This is a genomic window from Stutzerimonas chloritidismutans (assembly GCF_051486945.1).
Classification (GTDB): domain Bacteria; phylum Pseudomonadota; class Gammaproteobacteria; order Pseudomonadales; family Pseudomonadaceae; genus Stutzerimonas; species Stutzerimonas chloritidismutans_B.
Genome location: NZ_JAHVDX010000001.1, coordinates 38,907 through 63,521, shown reverse-complemented (window position 1 = coordinate 63,521; position 24,615 = coordinate 38,907). Strand labels below are relative to the sequence as shown.

The window sequence follows — 24,615 nt, the reverse complement described above, 5'->3', positions numbered from 1 at the left end:
CTACTGCGCCACCCAGCCACCGTCCATGTTCCATGCGACACCACGGACCTGCTTTGCGGCGTCGCTGCATAGGAACAGCGCCAATTCGCCCAGCTGCTCCGGCGTAACGAAGTCCAACGAAGGTTGTTTTTCCATCAGCAATTCGCGGGTCGCCCGTTGGACGTCGCCATGGGCCTTGGCGTTGTTGTCGATCTGCTGCTGGACCAGCGGCGTCAGGACCCAGCCGGGGCATAGCGCATTGCAGGTGATACCCGTCGTCGCCGTTTCCAGCGCCACACTTTTCGTGAGCCCGAGCAGTCCGTGCTTGGCTGCGACGTAGGCCGATTTACCGGCCGAGGCGACCAGACCGTGAGCGGACGAGATATTGATGATCCGGCCCCAGTTGCGCTGACGCATGCCAGGTAACACCAGGCGAATGGTGTGAAACGCCGAGGAGAGGTTGACGGCGATGATGCTGTCCCAGCGCTCGACCGGAAACTGTTCAATCGGCGCGACATGCTGAATACCGGCGTTGTTGACCAGCACATCGACGCGGCCTAAGTCGCGCTCGGCCTGGCGAACCATGTCGGCGATCTGCTCGGCATCGGAAACGTCGGCCGGATGATGCCGTACGCGCGTGCCGAAGGCAGCCACATGCGCAATAGCTCCCTCCGAATCGCCGAATCCATTGAGCATCACGTCTGCACCAGCCTCGGCCAGCTTGCTGGCGATGCCAAGGCCGATACCGCTGGTGGAGCCCGTCACGAGGGCGATTTTGCCGTGCAGGTTCATGGCTGGCCCTCGGTATTAAGCGGACGCAGCAGCGGGTTGAAGAATGAAGCGAACGACACGAGGCAGGCCGAAGGGGCGGCCGAGGCGGCAATGGACTTCATGGGCGGTTTCCTTGTTGTTCTAGTTGTCTCGCCCGGTCAGAGAACCGGTCGAACAAGCCTGACCCTAGACCCGGAGCGAAAGACGTGCCAATTCAGGTGTCGCACGCCGATTGATCGGTAGCGTCCGTTAACGCCAGCGTCTGTGTGGTATCGCGCCGGCTTGGCACGGCGGCTGGGGTCATTTTGCAGCCCTGAAAATGTCCGCAACCTTGGACATGCCTACCCCACGCGACACCCCCGATGTGGGCCTGTCCGGCCGGATGGACGCATAACCTGGGCAAGCGCTCGGTAGGCGTTAGCTTGTTTGAGATTCGGCCGACGACGTGCCCTGGATCGCCAGCAAGCTGGCTACTACGGGACGGAGGTTGTCCTGGCGGTCCAAATGAACTGCCAGCACAGAGGTTGAGGCCTAGCACGCACCGCCGATGCGCTTCATAGGAGCGAGCTTGCTCGCGATCTGGTTGCCGGCGTGCCCTGGATCGCCAGCAAGCTGGCTCCTACGGGACGGAGCTTGTTCTGGCGGCCCAAGTGAAGCGACTGCCAGTACAGAGGCCGAGGCTTAGCATGCACCGCCGATGCGCTTCGTAGGAGCGAGCTTGCTCGCGATCCGGAAGCCGCCCTGCCCTGGATCGCCAGCAAGCTGGCTCCTACGGGACGGAGCGTGTCCTGGCGGCCCAAATGAAGCAACTGCCAGCACAGAGGGCGAGGCCTAGCACGCCGCCGATGCGCTTCGTAGGAGCGAGCTTGCTCGCGATCCGGCTGTCGGCGTGCCCTGGATCGCCAGCAAGCTGGCTCCTACGGGACGGAGTTTGTCCTTCCGGCTCAACTGCTGTCGGCTGTAGGACAAAGCTCTGCTTTCCACCCGGCAGGCCGGAGAGAGGGTTTGCCTTGGATGCGGGTAGAACCAGCGCCTAGAGCTGCCAACGTGCGGACTAGGGCCAAGGTGACGGAAGTGACGCGCTATCCCCCGCCGAGCGTCCGTCCGATCATCTTGCGTTCAGCAAATACTCGGTGAGGGTCCGCGTGCACGCCTGGATGCCACCTTCGGTGATCAGTTCATAGCCATGGGTATTCTCGGTGGGAATCGCCAGGCAACCAGCTTGCGGTGAAGAGCCAGAGCCGAGCACAGCACTTGCATCCGAGGCGAAGCCCGGCATCAGGGCAGGCTGGGGCGTGTAACCGCAGCGGACGGCAGCGGCGAACAGGGCATCGGACAGCGCCTTGGTGTAAAGCCCCTTCTCATCGCCGGTCAGGATGATCGGATCGGCGCACAACCGGGTGCCGTATTCCTCGGCGATCGGGCCTACCTCGAGTGCGATGCAGGCCAGGCCGGGAAGCGTACGGGCAGCGTATTGCGCACCGGAATTGGTTTCTTCTTCGTTGGTGGTAAACACGAAATAGACGTCCTGAGCGAGTTCGCCCTTGCGTCCCGCCAACTCCTCGGCAGAGCGCAGGGCTGCGACCACGGGTGCGCGATCGTCGAGGAAATGAGCGGCGATCGCGTCGTGCACGCGGAACGGACGCCGCCAGTGCTGGCTTAGCACAACACGCGTGCCGGGCCGTACGCCCATTCGTGCAAGCTCTTCCGTGGTCCGGCGAGTGATCACGTGCACATCGCGCCATTGGACATTGCCGCTCAGGATGTCCATTGACTGGCTGGACTCGGGCGTACCGTGCATGGTGCCGAATGAAAGCACACCGGGCAGGTTTTCCGACTCACCCATGATGTCGACCGGGCACATACCGAAATTGACCGGAAACGCGCCACCCAACGCCACTACGTGGAGACGGCCATCATCGGCAACGCGCTTGACCACCATCGCGATCTCGTCCTGGTGTGCCATCACTCGAATTGCGTTGGCCTGCGCCACGTCGCGTGAAGCGCCCTCAGCACGTATCCAACCCACCAGATTGTTTGCCGCGTCCAGCCAGACCTCATCACAGCTGGCCTCTAGCGACTCACGGCAAAGCGTCCGCACCTCTTCCTCCTGACCGCCCGGCCCGCGCGCCATCAGCAAACGCTCTAGCAAGGCAAAATCGGCTTCCTCAGACATGCTGTCCTCCTTATTCGTCTTCAGCGCTAGGACAGCGCAGCGCCTTGGCCGTGCGAAGAAAAATAGCCGGCGCCATAACGCGACCGCAGCAATCTGCCGCTAGGCTTTGTGTGCGACTCACCGCCTTTCGGAGAAATGGAAATGACAGATGACGTAGGCAAACTGGTTCTGCGGGTAAGTGTTGGCTTGATGATGCTGCTGCACGGCATCGCCAAGCTGTCAGGCGGCGTCGGAGGTATTGCAGGAATGCTGGCGGGACGTGGCCTGCCGGAGTTCTTCGCCTATGGCGTCTACCTGGGCGAGGTGGTCGGCCCGTTGTTGGTCATCATCGGCCTGTTCACACGCATCGGCGCGCTGCTGATGATCGGCAACATGCTGGTTGCTCTGCTCCTTGCGCATATGGCCGAACTCTTTTCACTGGGCCAGATGGGCGGTTGGGCGTTGGAAACCCAGGGGCTGTTCCTGTTCGGCTCGGTGGCGATCGCACTGCTTGGTGCCGGCCGTTACAGCGTCGGTGGTGTGCACGGCCGCTTCAACTAGCTTGAGGCTAGGCGCGCCCGGGTAGCCGCCGAACGGTGGGTGCATCCGGGCGCCGCCTCGCTATGATCAGCGGCCATGACGACTGCCATTCCGATTCGCTCCCCTTGCCCGCCCGGCGCCTGCATCTGCCGGCGCGAGCAAATGCTCGAGGCACCCGAGAGCCATGACCTTCGCATCCTTCGGCTAACGCGCGCCGAGGAAAATCGCTTGCTTGAACGGCTGGAAAACCTGAAGAGCCTCGAAGATCTGGAGCGCCTGCAGCAACGCATCCAGGATCAGCTGGGCATTCTCATGGCCATCGCACCCGGACCGAACGAAGTGCGCAGCATGCGCGGTATCCGCATCGAAATCGCTGAGCAGCCAGGCCTCTGTCGCAAGACACGCCAGTCGATTCCCGCCGCCATACGCCGCGGGCTGGAAAAGCGCCCCGAGATCGCCTTCGCGCTGCTCAACACCCACGACCTGCTACGCGACGCCTGACCTAGGCACGACCAAAGACGAGGCGCCCGACAATGGCGCTCCCAGATGCCATCTGCGATAGTGACGCGGCCAGTGAATCGCCGCTGGCAACCCCCAGCCCACAAGGCTTGCGGGTTATGTGACGCATCAAGTGCCCAGCTGATCAACCGTACAGCCGCTCGCGTCCTTTTTTCTCGCGCTACCCGCGCGTCCCGTGGCTCACCGGCCACCAAGCCTGTCACCCATCGGCGCCAGGCCGTTCGCTAATAAAACCAAAACTGATCCGAACAAGGACGCCTCATGAAACTGACTCGCTGCCTTACTGCATTGGCCGCCGCCGCGGCGCTGTCCGCGACCTTCTCGGCCGCTGCCCGTGAATACTCCGTCTCTACCGTGCTCTCCGATGCATTCCCATGGGGCCAAGCGGCGCAAAAGTGGGCCGACCTGGTAGCCGAGCGCTCCAACGGCGAAATTACCCTGCGCGTCTACCCTAACGCGCAACTCGTCGCGGGCGACCAGACCAAAGAGTTCTCAGCGATGCGCTCGGGCCTGATCGACATGGCCGTTGGTTCCACGATCAACTGGTCGCCGCAAGTGCCGGAGCTGAACCTCTTCTCGCTGCCCTTCCTGATGGCCGACAGTGCCGACCTCGACGCCATTACCGGGGGCGAAGCCGGCCAGCAGGCCTTTGCTGCCATCGAGAAGCGCGGCATCGTCCCGCTGGCCTGGGGTGAGAATGGCTTCCGTGAGATTTCAAATTCGGTCAAGCCGGTCAAGACGCCTGCCGATCTCTCTGGCCTGAAGATTCGTGTCGTAGGCTCTCCGCTGTTCCAGGACACGTTCAGCGCCCTCGGCGCCAACCCGACGCAAATGAGCTGGGCCGACGCCAAACCGGCACTGACCACAGGTGCCGTCGACGGTCAGGAAAACCCGCTGTCGGTATTTGACGTTGCGCGTGTCGACCAGGTCGGCCAGAAGTACTTGACCCTCTGGCACTACATGGCCGACCCGCTGGTCTTCGCCGTCAACCAGCGTGTCTGGAAGCAGTTGCCGGAAGCGGATCGCGAAATACTGCGTCAGGCCGCCATTGACGCTGGTAAGTGGGAAATCGAGCTGTCACGCAGCGCCGAAGCCAAGCGGCTTGAGGACATTCGCGCCCGTGGCGTCGAGGTGACCGAGCTGAGCGATGCCGAGCATCAGGCCTTTGTCGAAGCCACCCGCGTAGTCCATGAGAAGTGGGCGCCGAAGATTGGTGCCGAGCTGATCGAAGCTGCACGCACCGCCATCGCTGAGTAAACACCGCTTTGCCCGGCGGCGCGGGGCCGCCGGGGTTCGAGGACTTTCATGGACAATCGACAGGACGCGCGCCTTGAGCGCGTGCTGGCCACCCTGGCGCTGGTGATCATCGGCCTGATCAGCCTCGCCAACGTAGTGGTTCGCTATTTCACCAATGCATCCTTTGCTTTCACTGAAGAAATCTCCGTTTTCTTGCTGGTGATCCTCACATTCGCCGGCGCTTCGGTGGCGATGCGCAGCAACCGGCACATCCGTATCGGCTTCGTCGAACGGCTGTTCCCGCAACTGCGCGTACCGCTGATCCTCTTGCAATGGTTGGCCGGCGCGCTCGTGCTAGGGCTGGTGCTCTGGTACGGCGGCCAGTTCGCGTTGGAAGAATACCAGTGGGAATCGGAGTCGCCTGGCCTCGGCCTGCCAAATTGGTGGTACGTGGTCTGGCTGCCGCTGTTGGCGCTGCTGATGCTGGTACGCCTGACGCAGATGACCATCGACCGCCTGCGCGGGAGGCTTAGCGATGAGCCCTGATGTCTGGATGCTCGCCAGCTTCCTGTTGTTGCTGCTGATTGGTGTACCGGTGGCCTTCTCCCTCGCCTTGTCCGGTGCGATCGGCATCATTGCCGGGCTTTCGCCGGACATGCTCGCCACGCTCGGCACCAACACCTACAACGGGGTCGCCAAATACCCATTGATCGCCATTCCGCTGTTCATCCTGACCGGTCTGGTGTTCGAGAAATCCGGCGTGGCGCTGCGCCTGGTGCGCTTTGCCCAGGCATTGATCGGCCCGCGGCATGGCGGATTGGCAATGGTCGCCATTCTGGTCTGCCTGATCATGGGCGGCATGAGCGGCTCAGGACCGGCTGATGCTGCCGCGGTCGCCATGGTGATGTTGCCGAGCATGACCCGCGCCGGCTATCCCAAGCCCTTCTCCGCGACCCTGATCGCCGCGTCGGCCTCCACCGCGATTCTGATCCCGCCGTCAATCGCGCTGATCCTCTACTCCATCGTCGTACCCGGCGTGGACCTGCGCGCGCTGTTCGCGGCAGGCCTGTTCCCCGGCATCATCGCGGGGCTGGTGCTGCTGCTTCCGGCCTGGCTGCTTTCACGTCGCTACGGCTGGGAGAGCCCCGAAGGAGCCGAACGTCCACCACTGGGCGAAAGCTTCCGCCAGGCACTGCCGGCGCTGTTCGCGCCGGTGCTGATTCTGGGCGGTCTGCGCAGCGGGCTGTTTACACCTACCGAAGCGGCCGTGGCTGGCGTGACCTACGGCGTGCTGGTCGGCCTGTTCGTCACCCGCGAGCTGGACTGGCGAAACCTCTGGCGCCTCTGCGGCGAGGCGGCAGTCATTTCCGGCGTGGTCATGCTGATCATTGCCCTGGCCGGGATCTTCGCCTGGGCCGGCACCATGCTCGGCACCTTCCGCCACCTGGCCGAATGGTTGATCTCGCTGTCGGATAACGGCGCGGTACTGCTGATTCTGGTGATGGTCGCCGTGCTGCTTGCGGGGATGTTGCTCGATGCGATCTCGATCTACCTGATCCTGATGCCGATCCTCATCCCGGTCATGCAGCATTTCGGCTGGAACCCCGTTTGGTTCGGCATCCTCTTGGCGATGAACATCGCCATCGGGCAGTTCACGCCGCCGGTCGCAATCAACCTGATGGTGACCGCCGAGGTCGCGAAAATCCGCCTGGAGCAAACGGTCGGCTGGGCCCTGTTGTTCGTCGTGGTCATGGGCAGCGCGCTGGTGCTGGTAGCCCTATTCCCCGAAATCGCGCTGTGGCTGCCAAGGGTGCTGGGTTACGCGGTGTGAACCGCCCGTCTGTCCCGGGGCGCTCGTGCGTGTTTGCTGATCTGTAGAGGCACCCGCCTGGGCTGAGGAAGCGCCCGCAACCTCAGCCCTTTTCCATCAACTCCACCACCCAATCGATAAACACGCGCAGCTTCGCGCTGACATGCCGGTTCGGTGGGTAGGCGATGTACATCGGCATCGGGTCGAGCGTCCAGTCCTCGAACAAAGGTGTCAGCTCGCCGCGCTCCAGTGGCGCCCTCGCCATGTAATCCGGCAACCACAGCACACCCAACCCCGCCAGACCGGCCGCCAGATAAGCGTTGCCGTCATCGACCGACAGCACATGGTGCCCCTGCACGCTGATGCGCTCGTCGCCGCGATGCATGGCGTAGGGCAAGGCCTTGCCGGTGCGCGCCCAGAGGAAGCCGATGGTGCGGTGCTGGCTGTTTTCAAGCTCCACCGGATGCCGCGGCGTCCCGGCTCGTTCCAGATAATCCGGTGCGGCGTACACGGCCAGCCGCAGGTGCCCGATGGGCCGCGCCATGAGCGACAGGTCGGTCAGCTCGCCACCCCGCACCACGCAATCGACGTTTTCGTCGATCAGATCGACCTTGCGGTCGCTCACGCCCAGGTCGAGTTGAATCTCCGGAAACCGCGCATGGAAGGCCGGCAGCGCGGGTATCAGAATCAGCCGTGCAAAGGGGCTCGGTACATCCACACGAAGGCGGCCACGCGGCGCAGTGGCTGCGCCGGAAAGGCTCGTCTCGGCGTCATCCAGATCGGCCAGCAGCTGCACCACACGCTCGTAGTAGGCGGCGCCATCGGCCGTGACGTTGACCTTGCGCGTGGTGCGGTTGAGCAGCCGCACGCGCAGCCGTGCCTCCAACTGCTGGATCAGCTGGGTGACGCTGGTACGGCTCAGGTGCAGCGTTTCGGCCGCCTTGGTGAAGCTCCCGGTCTCGACGACACGGGCGAAGGCCTGCATGGCGGCGAAGCGATCCATGGCATGTTCTCGTGCTTGATTGTTTGGAATTCGCAAACGGTGCTGGTCAGGCTCGCGAGTTTATCCGCATGGCTCGGCTCCCTAAAGTTTGGTCATCAACCTGACCCGGGGCGTACCGCCCCAATTGGAGGAAACATGAGCACTCGTGACGTCGTATTCCCAGCCGGCCGCCAGGCGCTGTATGAAAAAAACCGCTACTCGCCCGCGATCCGCTCCAATGGTTTCCTATTTGTTTCCGGGCAGGTCGGTAGCCGCGAGGACGGCTCACCCGAACCCGATCTGCAGGCGCAGGTGCGGCTGGCCTTCGCGAATCTCAACGCCATCCTCAAGGAAGCCGGCTGCACCTTCGACGACGTAATCGATGTCACCGTCTTCATCGTCGATCCGCACGAGCAGTTCGAACGCATCTGGCCCGTGGTGCAGGAGTTCTGGGGCGAGGCGCCCCACCCTACGCTGACCGGCATCGGTGTGACGTGGCTCTACGGCTTCCAGTTCGAGATCAAGGTGATCGCCAAGCTGCCCGAAGCAGCCACCGCCTGACCCACTCCCCCTGGCCCGTAAAACCCCTTGCGGCTCTGCGGGCAGGTTTGGCTATGCTCAATGGCAACCGAGCGGTCAGCCGACCTGCCCGGCTCCGACTACTTTTGCCAGAGCCCTCTCCATGCAACTGATCTATGCCCCTGCGTCGCCCTTCGCCCGGAAAGTCCGTGTGCTTGCCATTGAAACCGGTCAAATGGGCAGGCTGGACCCGGTCGAAACGACCGTCATGCCCGTAACCCTCAATGAGCGCGTCAACGTCGCCAACCCGCTCGGCAAGATTCCGGTGCTGATGATGGATGACGGCGAAGCGCTGTATGACAGTCGGGTGATCTGCGAATACCTCGATAGCCTGCACGACGGACAGCACCTGTTCCCGGCAGACCCGGCGCAGCGCTGGCAGACCTTGCGCCTCGTTGCATTGGCGGACGGGCTGATGGATGCCGCCGTATTGGCGCGCTACGAAAAGGCAATGCGCCCGGCCGAGCGGCAATGGGATGAGTGGATCGATGGTCAGCTCGGTAAGGTGCGTCGCGCCTTGCGTGCACTGGAAGACAGCGCATCACAGCTGCAAGGCCCGCTGGACATCGCCCAGATCGGTGTCGCCTGCGCGCTGGGTTACCTGGATTTCCGCTTCGCTGAACTCTACTGGCGCAACGAATTTCCGAAGCTAGTGGCGTTTCAGGATGAATTTTCGCAACGCGAATCGATGCAGCTCACCGAGCCTGCGTGAGGTTCGCGTATTGCGTGCAAGTCGTGCTCCTGTAGGCGCCCGCGTGCTCGCGAAAAAGCGCTGCGCCCACCGGCACAGCGCCTGTCACACGAGTCAGCCGAGGCCCAGGGGTCGGGTAGTTCGCCCGCTGAACCGCACAGCAGTGCATTCGCGAGCAAGCTCGCTCCTACAGGGATACCTGCGGCTCATTCGTCAGCCATTCAGCACGCCATCCACCAGCGCCTTGGCCTCTTCCTGGATGCGCTTGAGGTGCGTCTCGCCCTCGAAGCTTTCCGCGTAGATCTTGTAAACGTCCTCGGTGCCGGATGGGCGTGCAGCGAACCAGCCATTTTCGGTGACGACTTTGAGCCCGCCGATGGCCGCGCCGTTGCCCGGCGCCTCGGTGAGGATCTGCGTGATGGGCTGGCCGGCCAGCTCGCCCGCGGTGACCTGGGAAGCGGACAGCTTGCCGAGTTTGGCCTTCTGCTCGCGATTGGCCGCAGCATCGATGCGCTGGTAGACCGGCGCGCCGAATCGCTCGGTCAGGGCTTGATAGCGTTCGCCCGGGTCCTTGCCCGTCACGGCGGTGATTTCCGCGGCCAGCAGCCCAAGGATCAGGCCGTCCTTGTCGGTGGACCACGCCCCGCCCTGCTTGCGCAGGAAGGACGCGCCGGCAGACTCCTCGCCGCCGAATCCCAGGCTGCCGTCCATCAAACCGTCGACGAACCACTTGAAGCCCACGGGCACCTCGACCACCTTGCGATCGATACCCTTGGCGACGCGGTCGATCATCGACGACGAGACCAACGTCTTGCCGATGCCTGCACTCGTGCTCCACTCGGGGCGATGGGTAAACAGGTATTCGATGGCCACGGCCAAGTAATGGTTGGGGTTGAGCAGGCCCACCGAGCGCGCCACGATGCCATGGCGGTCGTGGTCGGTGTCGCAGGCAAAGGACACGTCGAAGCGGTCCTTGTTCTCGATCAGCCCGGCCATGGCGTGCGGCGAGCTGCAGTCCATTCGGATCTTGCCGTCCCAGTCCAGGCGCATGAAGCGGAAGGTCGGGTCGACTCGGGTCGACAGCACCTCGAGCGGCAACCCGTAGCGCTCGGCGATGCGCGTCCAGTAATGCACACCAGCGCCGCCTAGGGGATCGACGCCGAACTTCAATCCGCTGTTACGGATCGCTTCGAGGTCGATCACCTGATCCAGCCCGCCCACGTAGCTGTCGATGAAATCGAAGCGCTGGGTGGTCGATGCCTTGAGTGCGCGGGCGTAATCCATACGTTCGACGCCCTTGAGCCCAGCGGCCAGCAACGCGTTGGCGCGGTCCTGGATCCACTTGGTCACATTGGTATCGGCCGGGCCGCCATTGGTGGGGTTGTACTTGAAACCGCCATCGGCGGGCGGGTTGTGCGACGGGGTGATGACGATGCCATCGGCCAGGCCGCTGCTGCGACCTGCGTTGTATTCGAGGATGGCGTTGGAGATCGCCGGGGTCGGCGTGTAGCCCGGCTCGCCATTGGTTTCAGGGCAACCCGCATCGATGCGCGTCTCCACACCATTGGCCGCGAGCACTTCGAGCGCCGAGACGAAGGCCGGCTCGGACAGTGCGTGGGTATCCATGCCGACGAACAACGGACCGGTGATGCCCTGTTCGCGACGGTAGTCGCAGATTGCCTGGGTGGTGGCCAGGATGTGCCATTCATTGAAGCTGACCTTGAATGACGAGCCGCGGTGCCCAGAGGTGCCGAAGGCGACCTGCTGCGCGGGATCGGAAGCATCCGGCCGGTCGCTGTAGTAGCGCGAAATCAGCCGCGGGATGTTGGTCAGCGTCAGTTCATCCGGCAGGCGTCCTGCGTTGAGGTCGGTGCTCATCAATCGTTCCTTTGAGGTCATGTGGTCGCCGCATGCGCCCATGCGCATCGCCGCCCATTGGCTGTGTACGCGCTTCGACCCCCAGCCATCGGCCTTTGGTTCCCCAACCGGCTACAGGAATCTGCGGGCAGCCTGGCGGGCGCATGATAGAGCCTTCGCCCGACCCGGCGAAGCGGCATGCGAGCGGCCTTACAACAACAGGCTGCTCCAGGCCGAGACGAGCAGGAGCAGCGCCATCCCTTGATTGAAACGTCTGAACGCGGCTGCCGATCGCAATAGCCCGACGGCACCGCGTCCCAGCGCAGCCCATGCAGCAAGGCATGGCAGCGCGACAAGAAAGAACAGCAACGCGAAGATTGCATAACGTGCCAGCCCGCCATCGGCTCCGGTGAACACGCTGGCCACTGCGATCGCCATCATCCATGTCTTGGGGTTGACCAGCTGCAAACCAGCGCCACCCCAGGCACCGATACGCAGGCCAGCGCCATTGGCTTCGAGCGGTTCACCCGCACTGCGCCAGAGTTTCCAGGCGAGCAGAGACAGCCAGGCAACACCCACCCAGGCCATCGTTTGTTGAAGCGTTGGCAGGCGCAGCAGCGTTTCTCCTAACCCCAGGCCGACCAGCAGCACGATGGCGGCGGCGCTCGCGCAGGCACCGATGACCAGCGGCACCGCGGCACGCCAGCCGAAGCGCGCGCTGTTGTTGAGCACCAGCATGTTGGTCGGGCCCGGGGTGATCGAGGCGACAAAGGCGAACAGCACGAACGGCAGCAACTGGCTCATGGCATCAGCTCCCGGGTGCAGGGAGGGGCAAAGGTTTGAAAGCGGGCGTTCATAGGCAGCTCCTCGGTAGGGTGCTGCTACTGTCGCGCGTGCAGGGCTCAGGCGTCTGGAAGGTTTGAGCACTGCCGGCGATACGCGGCGGGGCTCAAACCGTAGGCGCGCCGGAACCAGCGACCGAGATGGCTCTGGTCGGCAAAGCCCAGCTCGCTCGCCACGCTCGCCGGCGCCACGCCCTGGCGCAACAGCTTGCGCGCGAGGCTCAGGCGCAACTGCACGAGATAAGCATGCGGCGCCAGGCCAAATGACGCCTTGAACGCGCGGGACAAGCGAAAGCGATCCACCCCGGCCACCACGGCCAGCTCATCGAGGCCGATGTCCTGGTCCAGGTGCGCGTGCAGGTAGTCCCGCGCCCGGATCGCGGCCCCCGGCAACCGCGGCGTGACATCGAGGCGCTGGCGCCAGCTCATCCGCGCGGACAGCCTTTCCAGCAGCGCATCGAGCGCCGCGTGCCGGACGATGCGCATGTCCTGCTGGTAAAGCGCCTGAAAGGCCCGGGCGATATGCACCGCCAGGTCAGGTTCGTTGGTCAGGGTTTCGGCGAATGTCGGGAGACAGTCGTCCGGCACGTCCTCACAGAGACTTTGCAACTGGGCACGCAGCCAATGCGGCTGAAGATAGAGCGTGGAGTAGGTAAAGCCGACGGGCGACGGTGCGAGCCCGTCGTGGATTTCACCAGGCTCAAGCAAAAAGACCTGCCCTGGCAGGCTTGAATGCAGCGTTTTGCGGCAGTTGAACTGCTGCACGCCCTGCTCGGTGAAGCCCACGAGATAGCTGTCGTGCCAATGCGGGTCATAGGCATGGCCTTCGAAATGGGCACGGATGATCTCGATCCCGGTTTCGGCATCCAGTTTCAAGTCGATCCAGCTGTTATCGCTCATGCCAAGGCGCCCCAGTACGCCACTCGCATCGGTATGCATCGATATGCATCGGTATAGTTCGGCCGTTTCCGGCGTCCATGGCCCGAGTGTTCACCAAGCAGGCACAGGGTTCTAGAACATTCGTGCAACTTCGATTCGCACACCGAGCCTGCCGCCCGCTTTGCGCCCGCGGCCGCACCGCCCGTCGGAATGGCGCCAGGCAGGCCAAGGTGAACGCCCGCCCCGCCGATACATCCCGTATTGCCGGTCAACGCGGCAGCGTGAAGTCGGCGAACGAGCCGCTTCTCGCATTCCGTCGTACCGCCTCCTTCAAACGCCTGGCGAATTGGTCCCGATGACACACACCACAACGAACCTCCCAGAAGATGTGGCGGGCTACACCGCCATGACCCGCAAGGCATCGCTCAGCTTCATCAGCCTCATCGCCGCGCTCTTCGTGATCGCGTCCGTGGCGCTGGTTTACCTGTGCATGGCGCTTGACGAACGGCAGATGGACCACAGCGAGCAGGATGCCGCCCGGGCCATGCAAAGCCGCTGGGACAAGATCGAAACCGCGCTTGTCGACTATGCCTTCTGGGAGGACGCCTACAATTTCATGGGCGAGAAAATCGACCTCAATTGGGCGTATGAGCGCAACAACATTGGCCCGTCGCTGTTCACCACCTACGAGCTGGACGGTGTGTTCGTGCTCGACCGCAATGCCGCAACCCGCTACGGCATCATCGACGGCGAGCTGACCGACACGGCCGCGCTTGACTGGATCGACGGTGACCTGTCGGCCCTGCTCGCCGCCGCGCGCGAAGGCTCGCTGGAAGACACAGTCGCGCAGGCCTACTACTCCGTCTCCGGCATTCCAGCGTTCGTTTCGGCTGCGGTCATTCGGCCCGACAGTTCGTATGTAGACTTCGACCGGATGTCCTACCTGGTCTACGTCGACGTTCTGACCCAGGACAAAATGAAGGCCATCGACGAAGCGTTCGACCTCGCCGACCTAAACGCCAGCCTTGGCTCGCTGCCCAACGCGCCGGGCCCAAAGCTGACCTTGCGCTCCGACCTGGGCGTCAACGTGACGCTTCAGTGGCGTAGTGAAGAACTGGGCAAGACGCTGCTCAAGAAATTTCTGCCCATGCTGCTCGTGCTGGGTCTGCTGATCGCCATTCTGGTTGCCTGGCTGCGTGGCCGCGTGGCGCGCTCCGCTGCAATGATCGACGCCGCCCAGCAGGCACTGCGCGTGAGCGAGCAGCGCTTTCGCAATATCTCCGAAGCGTCGTCGGACTGGATCTGGGAAACCGACGCCGAGCAGCGCCTGACCTACCTGTCCGAACGGTTCACCCAAGTCACCGGGCTGCCCTGGGAAGCGTGGCTGGGGCGCCCCCTGGCCGAACTGCTCGCCTACGACACCCATCTGCTGGCCGCCAATGCCGAACCGGGCGCGCTTGCCGGCCGCAAGCCGCTGCCCTGCTCGATGCGCGACAGCGAGGGGCGGCAGCGCTATGGCCAGCTCTCGGCCCGCTCGGTATCGACCGACGGCACGCTGCAAGGCTTCCTGGGCACCGTCTGCGACATCACAGAGGAAATCGAAGCCAAGGCCCGTATCGAACACATCAGCCAGCATGACGCTCTGACCGGTCTGGCCAACCGCCACCGCCTCAACCACTACCTCAACGCCCGCCTCGCCGAAGGCGTGAGCGGCGACCATCCGGTGTTTCTGCTGGCCTTGGATCTGGACCGATTCAAGCCCATCAACGATACGCTCGGCCATGCCGCGGGCGACTTGGTGCTACGCGAGGTCGCCAGTGCGCTGACCGGCTGCACCCGCTCGACCGATCTGGTGGCGCGCCTGGGTGGCGACGAGTTCATCGTCGTGGCGACCGATTGCCGTACGCACGAGCAGGCAGAGCGCCTGTGTCAGCGGCTGATCGAGCAGATCAACCAACCGATCCGCATCGGTACCAACGACGTCAGCGTCGGCGCCAGCATCGGCATCGTCTCGGCGCCCTACGACGGTCTGACCGCCGAAGACCTGCTGCGGTACGCCGACATTGCGCTCTACGAGGCCAAGTCCAACGGGCGCAACCTGTTCAAGTTCTACGAGCCGGCCATGAACGAGCGGATCATGGAGCGCCGCCAACTCGAGATGGACATGCGCCAGGCCCTGCGTCGCCGCGAGTTCCGGCTCGACTTCCAGCCCCGCTACGATGCGTCCTCGCAGACCATCGTCGGCGCCGAAGCGCTGGTGCGCTGGCAGCATCCGACCCGAGGTTTGCTCAGCCCTGGCAGCTTCATCGGCCTGGCCGAGGAGACTGGGTTGATCGTGGAGCTCAGCGATTGGGTGCTCAACGAGGCCTGCCTGAATGCGTTGTGCTGGGGCGCAGAGTTGATGGTGTCGGTCAACTTGTCCCCGGTCGAGTTCCAGCGCAGCGACCTCGTCGAGCGCGTCGCCACAGCGCTCGCCAACACTGGCATCTCGCCGGCGCGCCTGGAACTGGAAATCACTGAAAGCGTCATGCTGGAAGATGCCGCCAGCGCGCTGACGACCATGAACAACCTCAAGGCGTTGGGCATCCGGTTGTCGATGGATGACTTCGGCACCGGCTATTCGTCGCTCAGTTACTTGCGCAGTTATCCGTTCGACGGCATCAAGATCGACCGCAGCTTCATTGCCGGGCTGGATCAGTCACAGAGCAGCGAAGCGATCGTCAACGCCATCGTCAGCATGGGCCACGCGCTGTCACTGACCGTGACCGCCGAGGGCATCGAGACCGTGTCGCAGCTCGGCAAGCTGACCGCCCTGGCCTGCGATCAGGCCCAGGGGTTCTACCTCGGCCGGCCGATGGCGCCGCTGCTGTTCCAACAGGTGGTGCGCGATGCCAACGGCGTGACACAGGACGGGCCGCTCGCTTTAGCAGGCGAGTGAATCGCTCCGACGGGTCGGTTGGCCGGGCGTTTGCTGGTCGGCGGGGCTAAAGCATTCGCTGGCTAGCGAGCGCGAACGCCCCAGCCGGTCAGGGCTCAACTTGCCTGACGGTCGATGATGTAGTCGCCCAGCTTGGCGAGCGGCATGGGCTGCGCAAACAGGTAGCCCTGAGCCTCGTCGCAATCCGAGCGCAGCAGGTGGCGCAGCATCTCGGCATCCTCCACGCCTTCGGCCACCACGCGCATGCCGAGTGAATGGCACATCTCCGTGACCGCGCGGATGAAATCGACACTGAGGTCGGCCTTGGGCGTCGGACAGAGGAAGGTACGGTCGAGCTTCACCACGTTGATGGGATACTGACGCAGGTAGGCGATGCCGGCATAACCAGTGCCGAAGTCATCGATCGCCAACCTGACGCCGATGTCCCCCAGCTCCCGCAACAGCTGATGCGACGATTCGGTGTCCTCGATCAGGCCGGACTCGGTCAGTTCCAGTTCGAGGCGGTGGGTGTCCATGCCGGCGGCTTCCAGCGCTTGGCGCACCTCACCGCAGAGCGTCGGCGACCTCAATTGCACCGGCGAGACATTGACCGACAGCATCAGTTTGGTGCCGACGCGCTCGACCAGGCGCTGCACGTCGCTACAGGCCTGGCGCAGCACCCAGTTGCCGATCTGGCAGATCAGCCCGGTTGCTTCGGCGATCGGGATGAACACATCCGGCGGAACCAGCCCCTTGCTTGGATGATTCCAGCGGATCAGCGCCTCGACACCGCAGGGAGAATCATCGTCCAGGCAGATTCGCGGCTGGTAGTGCAGCACGAACTCGCCGCGCTCCAACGCTTCGCGCAGGTCCAGCTCCAACGCCATGCGGTTCTTGGTCTCCACACTCATCTCCGCGGAGAAAAACTGCATGCGCGTACCGCCGGCATCCTTGGCACGGTACATGGCGATGTCGGCATGCTGCAGCAATTCGTCGATGCGCGTGTCGGGGGTCGGGTACAGGCACATGCCCATCGACGCAGAGGGGTAATAGCGTGTACCGAGCACGTCGCACGGGATCTGAATCGCGCGCATCAGGTCAGTGGCGATGCGCTCGGCCGAGGCCATGCCGTCAGGCAGATGCACAACCACGACGAATTCGTCCCCGCCCAGGCGCGCCACGAGATCGCCAGTGGGCAGCGCCTCAAGCAGGCGGTGCGCAATTTGCACCAGCAGGACGTCGCCATAGCCGTGGCCCATGGAGTCGTTCACTTCCTTGAAGCGGTCCAGGTCGATGAGCATGATCATCAACTGCTGGCCTTCCGGGATGAAGTTGACCAACTCGCGCAGGTGGTCGTTTAGATAAGTCCGGTTCGGCAGGCCCGTCAGCGCGTCGTGGGTCGCCAGGTGATTAAGGCGCTGCTCGGCCTGCTTGCGATCAGTGATGTCGGTGAGGCCACCCGACCATTCCTTCATCTCGCCTTGCTCGTCGAAGATCGGCACGGCATGGCCAGCCATGTGGCGGTACTCGCCGTCAGCACGGCGAACACGGAACTCGGCACGTTTGTTCGAGCGCTCCCTACGCATTTCGTCGAGAACTACCTGAACTTCGCCGACATCATCAGGATGCACGGCCTGTAGCCATCCACCGTTTCGATACCGGTCGAAGTCTTGTCCGGTGAATTCTTCCCAACCAGGCTGCGGTTCGATGACTTCAACGCTTGGGCTCGCTGACCAGACCAAGCTGTTGGTGGCTTTGACCAATCCCTGGAAACGACGCTCGACCTTGGATCGCGCGCGATTCGCGCGGTCGCGCTGCACAACCAGTGCGGCGGTGTTGGCCAGCAAGGTGACGCCTTTTTGCTCCTCTGTAGACGGGGCGGCTGAAACGCCGCTATAGCAAACCAGCGTACCCATCACCTCGCCTTCAACGGAGCAGATCGGGGTGGACCAACAGGCATGCAGGCCGTGTTCAAGCGCAGTATCCCGATATCGTTCCCAATGAGGGTCACGAGCAATGTCGACCGCTACGCTAGGCTTGCCGGTGCGGACTGCGACGCCACATGTGGTCTCATCAGATTTAGCATCGAGGCCATCCAGCGCTTGAACGAACCCTTCCGGCAGACTGGACGCCTCCACGAAACGCAGCTTGCCGTCATCATCCAAGCGCATGACAGCGGCGCGAACCACACCGGCGAACTGGCTTTGGGCGGACCGGGACAACTCGACAAGCACTTCGCTCAACGGCGCGCCCGCGACAGCAGATTCCAACGCGCGCATTTGACCTATAACGATCGCTTCGGCACGTCGGCAATCGGTGACGTCCTGGCTGACGAAATGGAGCGCGCGCAGCTCTGGGTGCGCGGTAGACCAGCCTGAAACGCTGACCATTTGAACCCCGCTCTCGCCCACCAACACCCTGCACTCAAACCGCACCTCATGCCCGGTAGAGAGCGCGACGGCTACGTGCTCGGCGACCGTGTCTCGGTCATCCGGATGAATATGCTCGAGAAATTCGGTCAGCGAGGTGCTGCCGAGCGAGCAGGCATCGAGTGCTTGAGTAACTGTCTCTACCGCCTCATGCGCATCGTTTAGTGAGTCATCGAGTTCGACGTACCACTCCAGCAGCCCGGCCGACTGAAGCGTGAACGCCAGGCGAGACTGGAGATCGGGTTGAGCCATCGAGATTCTCCAAGAAAGATCGGGTAGGACGCGTCATCCAACTTCGACCCCGCCGCCGCACTTGTGTTTCAGCCTAGCACCTCGTCCAGGCACCGGCGAAACAGCTGCTGCACCGGCAGGTTGCGCACGCCATGCCGGCGCATCAGTACCAAATCGCGATGAAAGGTATGGCTGCCTAGCGAAAGCACCCGCACGCGCGGGCTGCCTTCCAGCCAAAGCCCGGCCCGTGGCACCAACGCCACGCCTAGCCCGGTCTCGACCATCTTGACGATGGCGTCCAGCTCATCGAGTTCCAAAGCCGGGCGCGGGTCCAGGCGGTGCTTGCGCAGGAACGCGGTAACCTGCCGGCCGCCGAACGAACTGCGGTCGTAGCGCACGAACGGCTCCGTGGCCAGCAGTTCCAGCGGGTCGTCGCCGGGCGTGTCGAGCGGCGCGATGAGTACGAAAGGCTCGCGCTGCAGCGGTTCGGCCAGCAGCTCCTTCGGTAGCGCGAACGGAGGGCGAATCATCACTGCCAGGTCGATCTCGCCGGCATCGACCTGCGCGAGCAGGTTGAGCGAAACGCCCGGCACCAGCTTCGGTGCGACACCCGGCGCGTACTCCAGCAGGCGCAGCAATACCGGTGGCAGCAACCCGGTCTGCACCGTGCCGATAGCACCGATGCGAAGTTCGCCGCGGTAGTCGTCGAGCGATTCGGGTTGGCCCATCTGGGCGAATGTCTCGATGATCTGCTCGGCCAGCGGGAGTGCACGCTGACCGGCGGCGTTGAGGTGCGCCGAGCGGCCGGTTCGATCGAACAAACGAAGGCCCAGGGCCTCCTCCAGGTTGCGGATCTGCGCGCTGACCGCCGACTGCGTCAAGCCGATGCTATGGCCTGCGGCGGCGAAGCTGCCGCACCGGGCAATGGCGAGGAAGGTTTTGAGTTCTCGAATCATGCCAGGCCCATTGATCGAAATTTTCGTGGCTCGCTGCGAAAGATATCCGTTGGCCGGGCGGCCGACAACGCGTCAGGATCGTCCGCACGGCCCCAAACCAGAAGGAAGCCTCGATGAGCCTGTCACCCTTTCACCTTGCGATTCCCGTCCATGACCTGCCCGCTGCGCGGCATTTCTACGGCGAGGTTTTCGGCCTGCCTGAAGGCCGCTCGTCCGACCATTGGGTAGACTTCGATTTCTACGGCCACCAGCTGGTCATCCATGAACATCCCCGCACCGCGTCGCAGGAGGCCGCACACACCAATGCCGTGGACGGCCATGACGTGCCGGTGCCGCATTTCGGTATCGTGCTCAGCTGGCCGGAGTGGGAGGCACTGGCCGAGCGCCTGCGCTCGCTCGGCACCCAATTCGTGATCGAGCCCTATGTGCGTTTTCAGGGTCAGGTCGGCGAACAGGCCACCATGTTCCTCTTCGACCCCTGCGGCAACGCGCTGGAATTCAAGGCGTTCAAGGACATGAGCCAGCTGTTCGCCAAGTAAGCTCAACCGACGGCACGGCGCCGGCGTGAATCGTCGGCGCGAAATTCGTCCGGCGTCACGCCCATCATTCGCCTGAACATGGCGATGAACGCCGAGACCGAGCTGTAGCCGAGGTCGTGGGCGATGTTTTCGACGGTCTCGCCCGCCTCCAGCCTCGGCATCGCGGCCAGCGCGCACAGGCGTTGGCGCCATTCGTTGAGGGTCATGCCCAGCGCCTGCTGACTACGGCGCATCAGTGTCCGCTCGGTGGTGTGTACGGCCGCAGCCAGTTGCGCAATGGTTCGCGTATCGCCGGGCGACTGCTGCAACTGGCGCAGCACCGGTGCCAGCAATGGATCTTCCGAAAACGGCAGGTAGCTGCCCACGACCTGCGCCTCGCTTAGCTCGTCCAGCACCACCTGCAACACGCGCTGTTCACGCGCGCTTTGCGGCATACCGCGGCTGCTAAGTCGCAGGTGGTCCAGCAGCGCACGAAGCAGCGGGCTGACCGTCAACGCACAGGTATCGCTTGGCAACCCAGCGGCCAGCTCAGCGGTGATGTACAGCGAACAATGGCAGGCTTCGTCGCGGTTCATGCCGCGGTGTTCGACGCCTGCGGGTAGCCAGATGCCGTACTGCGGCGGCACCAAGAGGTGCGCATCGGCCAGCTCCAGCTCCATTACGCCACTGAACGAGTAAACGAACTCACCCCAGGCGTGCCGATGCACCGGATACGCCGCATGGGCTGGCATCCGGGCCGAGCGGAAGTACAGCGGCGCAGGCAAGGTATCGGCAAACGGCGGCTGGTAAAGGTGCCTGGCGGGTGGGGGTGGCGGCATTTGTCGGTTCGCCGTGATCAGCTGTCGGGTTTTCGTTATGTAACGCATCGCGGACGGAAGGACAATGCCGAGCCATCCGCTGCACCGAGGCTCGTCATGGACACACGCAAACCGCTCGATCTCCCTGCCGTCAGCCTGATGCTCATGCTCTGCCTGATCTGGAGCATGCAGCAGATCGCGTTGAAGGCCACCGCGGCAGACTTTTCCCCGGTGTTGCAGATCGCCTTGCGATCCGGCATCGGCGCCCTGTTGGTGGCGGCGCTGATGGCCTGGCGCCATGAGCGGTTGACCGTCACCGGCATTTGGAAAGTCGGTTGCATGGCCGGTGCCCTGTTTGCGCTGGAGTTCGTGCTGGTCGGCGAGGCAGTCCGGCATACCTCGGCCGGCCACGTGGTGGTCTTTCTCTACACCGCACCGGTGTTCGCCGCCCTCGGCCTGCACTGGAAACTGCCAAATGAGCGCCTGGCCCCGCTGCAGTGGATCGGCGTTGGCGTGGCGTTCGCCGGAATAGCCGTGGCCTTCCTGCGCGGTGCCAGTACCGGCGCCGGGCTCACGGATGTGCTCTGGGGTGACTTTCTGGCGCTGCTTGGCGGTGCGGCATGGGGCGCGACCACCGTGCTGATCCGCACCACACGCCTGTCGTCATTGCCAGCGACTCAGACGCTGCTCTATCAATTGCTGGTGGGCTTCGCGCTGCTCCTTCCGGTGGCGCTGGTGACGGGCCACACCACCTTCAACCCGATCCCGTTGGTATGGCTGAGCCTGGGCTTTCAATCGCTGGTGGTCTGCTTCGCCAGCTTCCTCATCTGGTTCAGCCTGCTACGTCGCTACCTGGCCTCGCGCCTGGGCGTGCTGTCTTTCCTCACCCCGCTGTTCGGCGTGGCGCTCGGCGCCTGGCTGCTGGCCGAACCCATCGAGCCTGGCTTCATCACCGGGGCGACCATGGCGCTGAGCGGCATCGTGCTGGTCAGCGGCTATGGCTGGATCAGCGCAATGCTCAAGCGATAGCCGTCAGCTGGCGTCCGCAGCGGGCTTTAACGCGTAGAGGTAAGCCTGGACCTGCTCACCCTTGGCCAGCCGGGTGGACGTCAGGATGCGTTGATACGCCTCGCCCTCGAACGCATCGAGCCGCGCCCAGTGTTTGGCAAGCTCGGCGGAACTGAAAACGAACCCCTCGATCGGCTCGCCTGCCTCGTCCAGGTCTAACCCGGGAAAGCCCAGCGCCGCGCCCCACCCTGCTTCGCGCAGGTGGCCCGTCACGCTCGCCGGTTCCCAGGTGCCGGGAACGTCCGCGAGGACGTGTGCGTTGGGGCGACCGGGTGCAAGGGTGCCGTATACGAAGAGTCGTTCGATCATGGCTGGCTTAGTCTCGGAAGGATTGCCGCGGCAGTGTGTCACGCGTCCGAGCCGCGGGCCAGAGCCGATGCGGGCTGCAAGGCGCTTTAAAAAATATTCGCGGTTCGACGAGCAGTCGCTAAACAAAACCGCCACCGTACCGATAACCCGGGCATGCCAAGCGTGCCCTGCAGGTCATCTGCCCGGCCGCACGACTCCAGGGTCGGCCAGCGTCGTTGCCGCGCACTCGCGGGGACCCGCGACCGGCGCCACCCACTGCAAACGGAAGCCTCTACCGTGCAAGTCATCGATAACCGAGCGTTGATCAACGATGCCCTCAGCCAGTCCGCGACGCTGACCGGAGGCCGCTTCGATCATCGCTACTGGTTGAGCAAAGTGACAGACGTAAACCTGCTGATCATCTCCAAGCCGGAGGTGCTCTTCGATTTGTCGGTCAAGGTCTACATCCCCATCGCCGGCGGCCAATCCACCCCCTGGAGCTACGGCGACGGCTGGTTCAATTGGCACTTCCTCGGCAGCAAGGCAGCCATGGTAACCATCGCGCGGGAAATCCTGACGATTGCGATGCGCAACCAGAAGGGTAAGTCGCCGATGCTGCAGGCGTGGCTCGCGGCGCTGGTCTCGTTCAAGCACAGCGACCAGACTATCGCCGTACTCGAGCCTGAAACCCGGCAAGACATCGCTGGCCGCTGACAGACACCCCTCCCTCCTACGGGCGAACTACGTCACCCCTGTCGATATTCCAAGCCGCGCCCGTCAATGGGTCGCGGCTTCGCGGCTCCCCAGCGCCGCTTCCTCATAATCCAGTTCTCGCAACAAGGTCTGCAGCATCTGCTCGTCGATCAGGTGACGCTTGCGCATCCGATACATTTCCTTGCGCTGCACGGCAATGGCCTGCAGGCGGATGTCACGCTCCAACTCGCGGGTCTGGCGTGCCTGGTTGGCGCGATCGTGGTGGTCCATCAGCGCTTCGATATCGTGCCGGTAGGATTCGGTGACCCGTGCGGTCACCTCGCTATGCAGCAGCGCCTGGTCGGGGTCATCGACCGGGTTGGTCTGCTTCCAGGTTTCCAGCCAGCTGACCGCAGCTTGCGCCGCCACCCGCCGCGCCTTCTGCAACTCTTCTTCGTGCTGCTCGAAGTCGTTGTTGGGCAGCTGCTTGAGGAAGAACGGTATGCCCAGCGCACCGACCAGCAACGACAGGATGATCACCGCCGCAGCCAGGAAGATCATCAGATCGCGTCCTGGAAACGGGGTGTCACCGATCATCAAGGGAATCGACAGCACACCCGCCAGCGTGATCGCGCCCCGCACGCCCGCTACTGCGCTGAGTGCTGAGAACAGCCGCAGAGGCTTGTCCTCGACCGGCTTGCCGCGCATCCGCCGCACCCGCGCCTCGCTCCAGTGGTAGGCATACACGAAGGCGAAGCGCACCAGCAGCAACAGCGCCATGATGGCCAACGCACTGAACACCAGCATCGGCATGCGGTAGGTATCATGCCCGGCCGCTTCCCAGACGCGCTCGATGATTCGAGGAAATTGCAGGCCCAGCAGCAGGAACACCAGCCCGTTGAAACTGAAATCGAGCATCTCCCAAATGCTGCGGTTGAGAATGCGCGTGGTGGTCTTCACTGGGAGCATGTCGATGCGGCTCTGCACCATCCCCGCCGCGACGGCCGAAAGGATGCCGGACATGCCCGCATGCTCGGCGAGAAAGAAGGCCGCGAAGGGCAACAGCAGGATCATCACCACATAGGTCGAAGGGTCGAAAAGGTCACGCGCGGTCATCCACTGCTTGATCTTGCCGACTGTCCAACTCAGGCCCGCACCAATCGCCAGGCCACCGAGCGCGATCACGAAGAACTCACCCGTCACGGCGACCAGCGAAAAGCTTCCGGTGATCGCGGCTGCCAGCGCGAACTTGAAGGAAACCAGGCCCGTGGCGTCGTTCATCATCGCCTCGCCTTCGAGCTGGTGTGCCATGTGCCGAGGCAGGCGCCCCTGGGCGATAGCGATTACCGCCAAGGCATCGGTCGGCGACAAGATGGCTGCCAGCGCGAAACTGGCGCCCAGCGGAATCGCCGGCAGCAGCCAGTGGATGAAGTACCCCACCACGACCAGGATGATCAGCACGAGGAACAGCGACATGGCCGTCATCTCGGCGCCATGCTCGGTGAACTCACGCTTGGGGATCTTCCAACCGTCGTAGAACAGCAACGGCGGGATGAACAGCAACATGAAGATCTCCGGCCGCAACTCGACACCCATACCGAACGGCGGAAGCGCAAGCGCCGACCCCATGATGATTTGCAGGATGGGCAATGGCAGCGGAACGACATTGGCGAGGATGCGGCTGGCGCCGACGGCGAGCAGCAGCAGGAAGATGAGATAGAGCGTTTCCATTAGGCGGGTGCGATCTCTTTGCGAGGTGGCGGTCGCGCACAAGGCGCATGCGACGAAAGTATAGCCAGGGCTTTGGATATAGCCGGCTCGTTCGTCAGATCCGATCGGCCTAACGCCAAGCAGCCC

General features: G+C 63.5%; 22 protein-coding genes. 11 read left to right on the top strand and 11 right to left on the bottom strand.

Going from position 1 to position 24,615, the window contains the following annotated elements; all coding sequences use genetic code 11:
* Together KXR72_RS00285 and KXR72_RS00280 are read right to left on the bottom strand one after the other, a co-directional pair.
* A complete protein-coding gene (locus KXR72_RS00285) occupies positions 1–771 on the bottom strand; it encodes a 3-hydroxybutyrate dehydrogenase (RefSeq protein WP_437419144.1) in 771 nt (256 codons plus the stop codon).
* A gap of 1,087 nt (positions 772–1,858) precedes the next feature.
* Complete coding sequence (locus KXR72_RS00280; protein WP_437419143.1) at positions 1,859–2,926, bottom strand: M42 family peptidase; 1,068 nt, start codon at positions 2,924–2,926, stop codon at positions 1,859–1,861.
* 141 nt (positions 2,927–3,067) lie between these two features.
* On the opposite strand from KXR72_RS00280, the gene KXR72_RS00275 reads away from it, so the two are divergent.
* The 5 genes from KXR72_RS00275 (at position 3,068) to KXR72_RS00255 (ending at position 7,031) form a co-directional block, all read left to right on the top strand.
* Entirely contained in the window at positions 3,068–3,466 is a 399-nt protein-coding gene (locus KXR72_RS00275; RefSeq protein ID WP_437419142.1) for a DoxX family protein, read from the top strand.
* A 75-nt stretch (positions 3,467–3,541) separates the two neighbouring features.
* Positions 3,542–3,946 (top strand): hypothetical protein, encoded by a 405-nt coding sequence (locus tag KXR72_RS00270; protein WP_437419141.1) that lies wholly within the window; start codon positions 3,542–3,544, stop codon positions 3,944–3,946.
* 279 nt (positions 3,947–4,225) lie between these two features.
* A complete protein-coding gene (locus KXR72_RS00265; RefSeq protein WP_437419140.1) occupies positions 4,226–5,221 on the top strand; it encodes a DctP family TRAP transporter solute-binding subunit in 996 nt (331 codons plus the stop codon).
* Between the two features lie 48 nt (positions 5,222–5,269).
* A complete protein-coding gene (locus tag KXR72_RS00260; RefSeq protein ID WP_437419139.1) occupies positions 5,270–5,746 on the top strand; it encodes a TRAP transporter small permease in 477 nt (158 codons plus the stop codon).
* The gene (locus KXR72_RS00255; protein WP_437419138.1) at positions 5,736–7,031 is read left to right on the top strand and encodes a TRAP transporter large permease; all 1,296 of its coding nucleotides are present in this window, start codon (positions 5,736–5,738) and stop codon (positions 7,029–7,031) included. Before KXR72_RS00260 ends, KXR72_RS00255 begins: the two co-directional genes overlap by 11 nt.
* Before the next feature lie 82 nt (positions 7,032–7,113).
* Here KXR72_RS00255 and KXR72_RS00250 read toward each other — a convergent pair whose 3' ends face one another.
* The gene (locus KXR72_RS00250) at positions 7,114–8,013 is read right to left on the bottom strand and encodes a LysR substrate-binding domain-containing protein (RefSeq protein ID WP_437419137.1); all 900 of its coding nucleotides are present in this window, start codon (positions 8,011–8,013) and stop codon (positions 7,114–7,116) included.
* 135 nt (positions 8,014–8,148) lie between these two features.
* Here KXR72_RS00250 and KXR72_RS00245 point away from each other — a divergent pair, with 135 nt between their 5' ends.
* Both KXR72_RS00245 and KXR72_RS00240 read left to right on the top strand, forming a co-directional pair.
* The gene (locus KXR72_RS00245; RefSeq protein ID WP_437419136.1) at positions 8,149–8,553 is read left to right on the top strand and encodes a RidA family protein; all 405 of its coding nucleotides are present in this window, start codon (positions 8,149–8,151) and stop codon (positions 8,551–8,553) included.
* 121 nt (positions 8,554–8,674) lie between these two features.
* The gene (locus KXR72_RS00240) at positions 8,675–9,283 is read left to right on the top strand and encodes a glutathione S-transferase (RefSeq protein ID WP_437419135.1); all 609 of its coding nucleotides are present in this window, start codon (positions 8,675–8,677) and stop codon (positions 9,281–9,283) included.
* 192 nt (positions 9,284–9,475) lie between these two features.
* On the opposite strand, the gene pgm is transcribed toward KXR72_RS00240, so the two are convergent.
* The 3 genes from pgm to KXR72_RS00225 form a co-directional block, all read right to left on the bottom strand.
* Positions 9,476–11,140 carry a phosphoglucomutase (alpha-D-glucose-1,6-bisphosphate-dependent) gene (gene pgm / locus KXR72_RS00235; RefSeq protein WP_437419134.1) on the bottom strand — a complete coding sequence of 555 codons (1,665 nt, stop codon included), beginning with the start codon at positions 11,138–11,140 and terminating at the stop codon, positions 9,476–9,478.
* A gap of 189 nt (positions 11,141–11,329) precedes the next feature.
* Positions 11,330–11,923, bottom strand: a complete 594-nt coding sequence (locus tag KXR72_RS00230; protein ID WP_437419133.1) for a LysE family translocator — start codon at positions 11,921–11,923, stop codon at positions 11,330–11,332.
* Positions 11,924–12,021: 98 nt separating this feature from the next.
* Positions 12,022–12,861: an AraC family ligand binding domain-containing protein gene (locus KXR72_RS00225; protein ID WP_437420339.1), complete on the bottom strand. Its 840-nt coding sequence runs from the start codon at positions 12,859–12,861 to the stop codon at positions 12,022–12,024.
* Between the two features lie 334 nt (positions 12,862–13,195).
* Here KXR72_RS00225 and KXR72_RS00220 point away from each other — a divergent pair, with 334 nt between their 5' ends.
* Positions 13,196–15,778 (top strand): bifunctional diguanylate cyclase/phosphodiesterase, encoded by a 2,583-nt coding sequence (locus tag KXR72_RS00220; RefSeq protein WP_437419132.1) that lies wholly within the window; start codon positions 13,196–13,198, stop codon positions 15,776–15,778.
* A 95-nt stretch (positions 15,779–15,873) separates the two neighbouring features.
* On the opposite strand, the gene KXR72_RS00215 is transcribed toward KXR72_RS00220, so the two are convergent.
* Positions 15,874–18,438: a bifunctional diguanylate cyclase/phosphodiesterase gene (locus KXR72_RS00215; RefSeq protein WP_437419131.1), complete on the bottom strand. Its 2,565-nt coding sequence runs from the start codon at positions 18,436–18,438 to the stop codon at positions 15,874–15,876.
* Positions 18,439–18,506: 68 nt separating this feature from the next.
* Positions 18,507–19,373, bottom strand: coding sequence for a LysR family transcriptional regulator (locus KXR72_RS00210; protein ID WP_437419130.1), 867 nt, complete (start codon positions 19,371–19,373; stop codon positions 18,507–18,509).
* 113 nt (positions 19,374–19,486) lie between these two features.
* Between KXR72_RS00210 and KXR72_RS00205 the strand changes: the two genes are divergently transcribed.
* The gene (locus KXR72_RS00205; protein ID WP_437419129.1) at positions 19,487–19,912 is read left to right on the top strand and encodes a VOC family protein; all 426 of its coding nucleotides are present in this window, start codon (positions 19,487–19,489) and stop codon (positions 19,910–19,912) included.
* A 2-nt stretch (positions 19,913–19,914) separates the two neighbouring features.
* On the opposite strand, the gene KXR72_RS00200 is transcribed toward KXR72_RS00205, so the two are convergent.
* Positions 19,915–20,730 (bottom strand): AraC family transcriptional regulator, encoded by an 816-nt coding sequence (locus KXR72_RS00200; RefSeq protein WP_437419128.1) that lies wholly within the window; start codon positions 20,728–20,730, stop codon positions 19,915–19,917.
* A gap of 96 nt (positions 20,731–20,826) precedes the next feature.
* On the opposite strand from KXR72_RS00200, the gene KXR72_RS00195 reads away from it, so the two are divergent.
* On the top strand, positions 20,827–21,738 hold the full coding sequence (locus KXR72_RS00195) for a DMT family transporter (RefSeq protein ID WP_437419127.1): 912 nt from the start codon (positions 20,827–20,829) through the stop codon (positions 21,736–21,738).
* Between the two features lie 3 nt (positions 21,739–21,741).
* Here KXR72_RS00195 and KXR72_RS00190 read toward each other — a convergent pair whose 3' ends face one another.
* Complete coding sequence (locus KXR72_RS00190; RefSeq protein WP_437420338.1) at positions 21,742–22,083, bottom strand: gamma-glutamylcyclotransferase family protein; 342 nt, start codon at positions 22,081–22,083, stop codon at positions 21,742–21,744.
* 279 nt (positions 22,084–22,362) lie between these two features.
* Here KXR72_RS00190 and KXR72_RS00185 point away from each other — a divergent pair, with 279 nt between their 5' ends.
* Positions 22,363–22,779, top strand: coding sequence for a hypothetical protein (locus KXR72_RS00185; RefSeq protein ID WP_437419126.1), 417 nt, complete (start codon positions 22,363–22,365; stop codon positions 22,777–22,779).
* A 63-nt stretch (positions 22,780–22,842) separates the two neighbouring features.
* Here the strand turns inward: KXR72_RS00185 and KXR72_RS00180 are convergent, their stop codons facing one another.
* Positions 22,843–24,489 carry a Na+/H+ antiporter gene (locus KXR72_RS00180; protein ID WP_437419125.1) on the bottom strand — a complete coding sequence of 549 codons (1,647 nt, stop codon included), beginning with the start codon at positions 24,487–24,489 and terminating at the stop codon, positions 22,843–22,845.
* Positions 24,490–24,615: the final 126 nt, after the last annotated feature.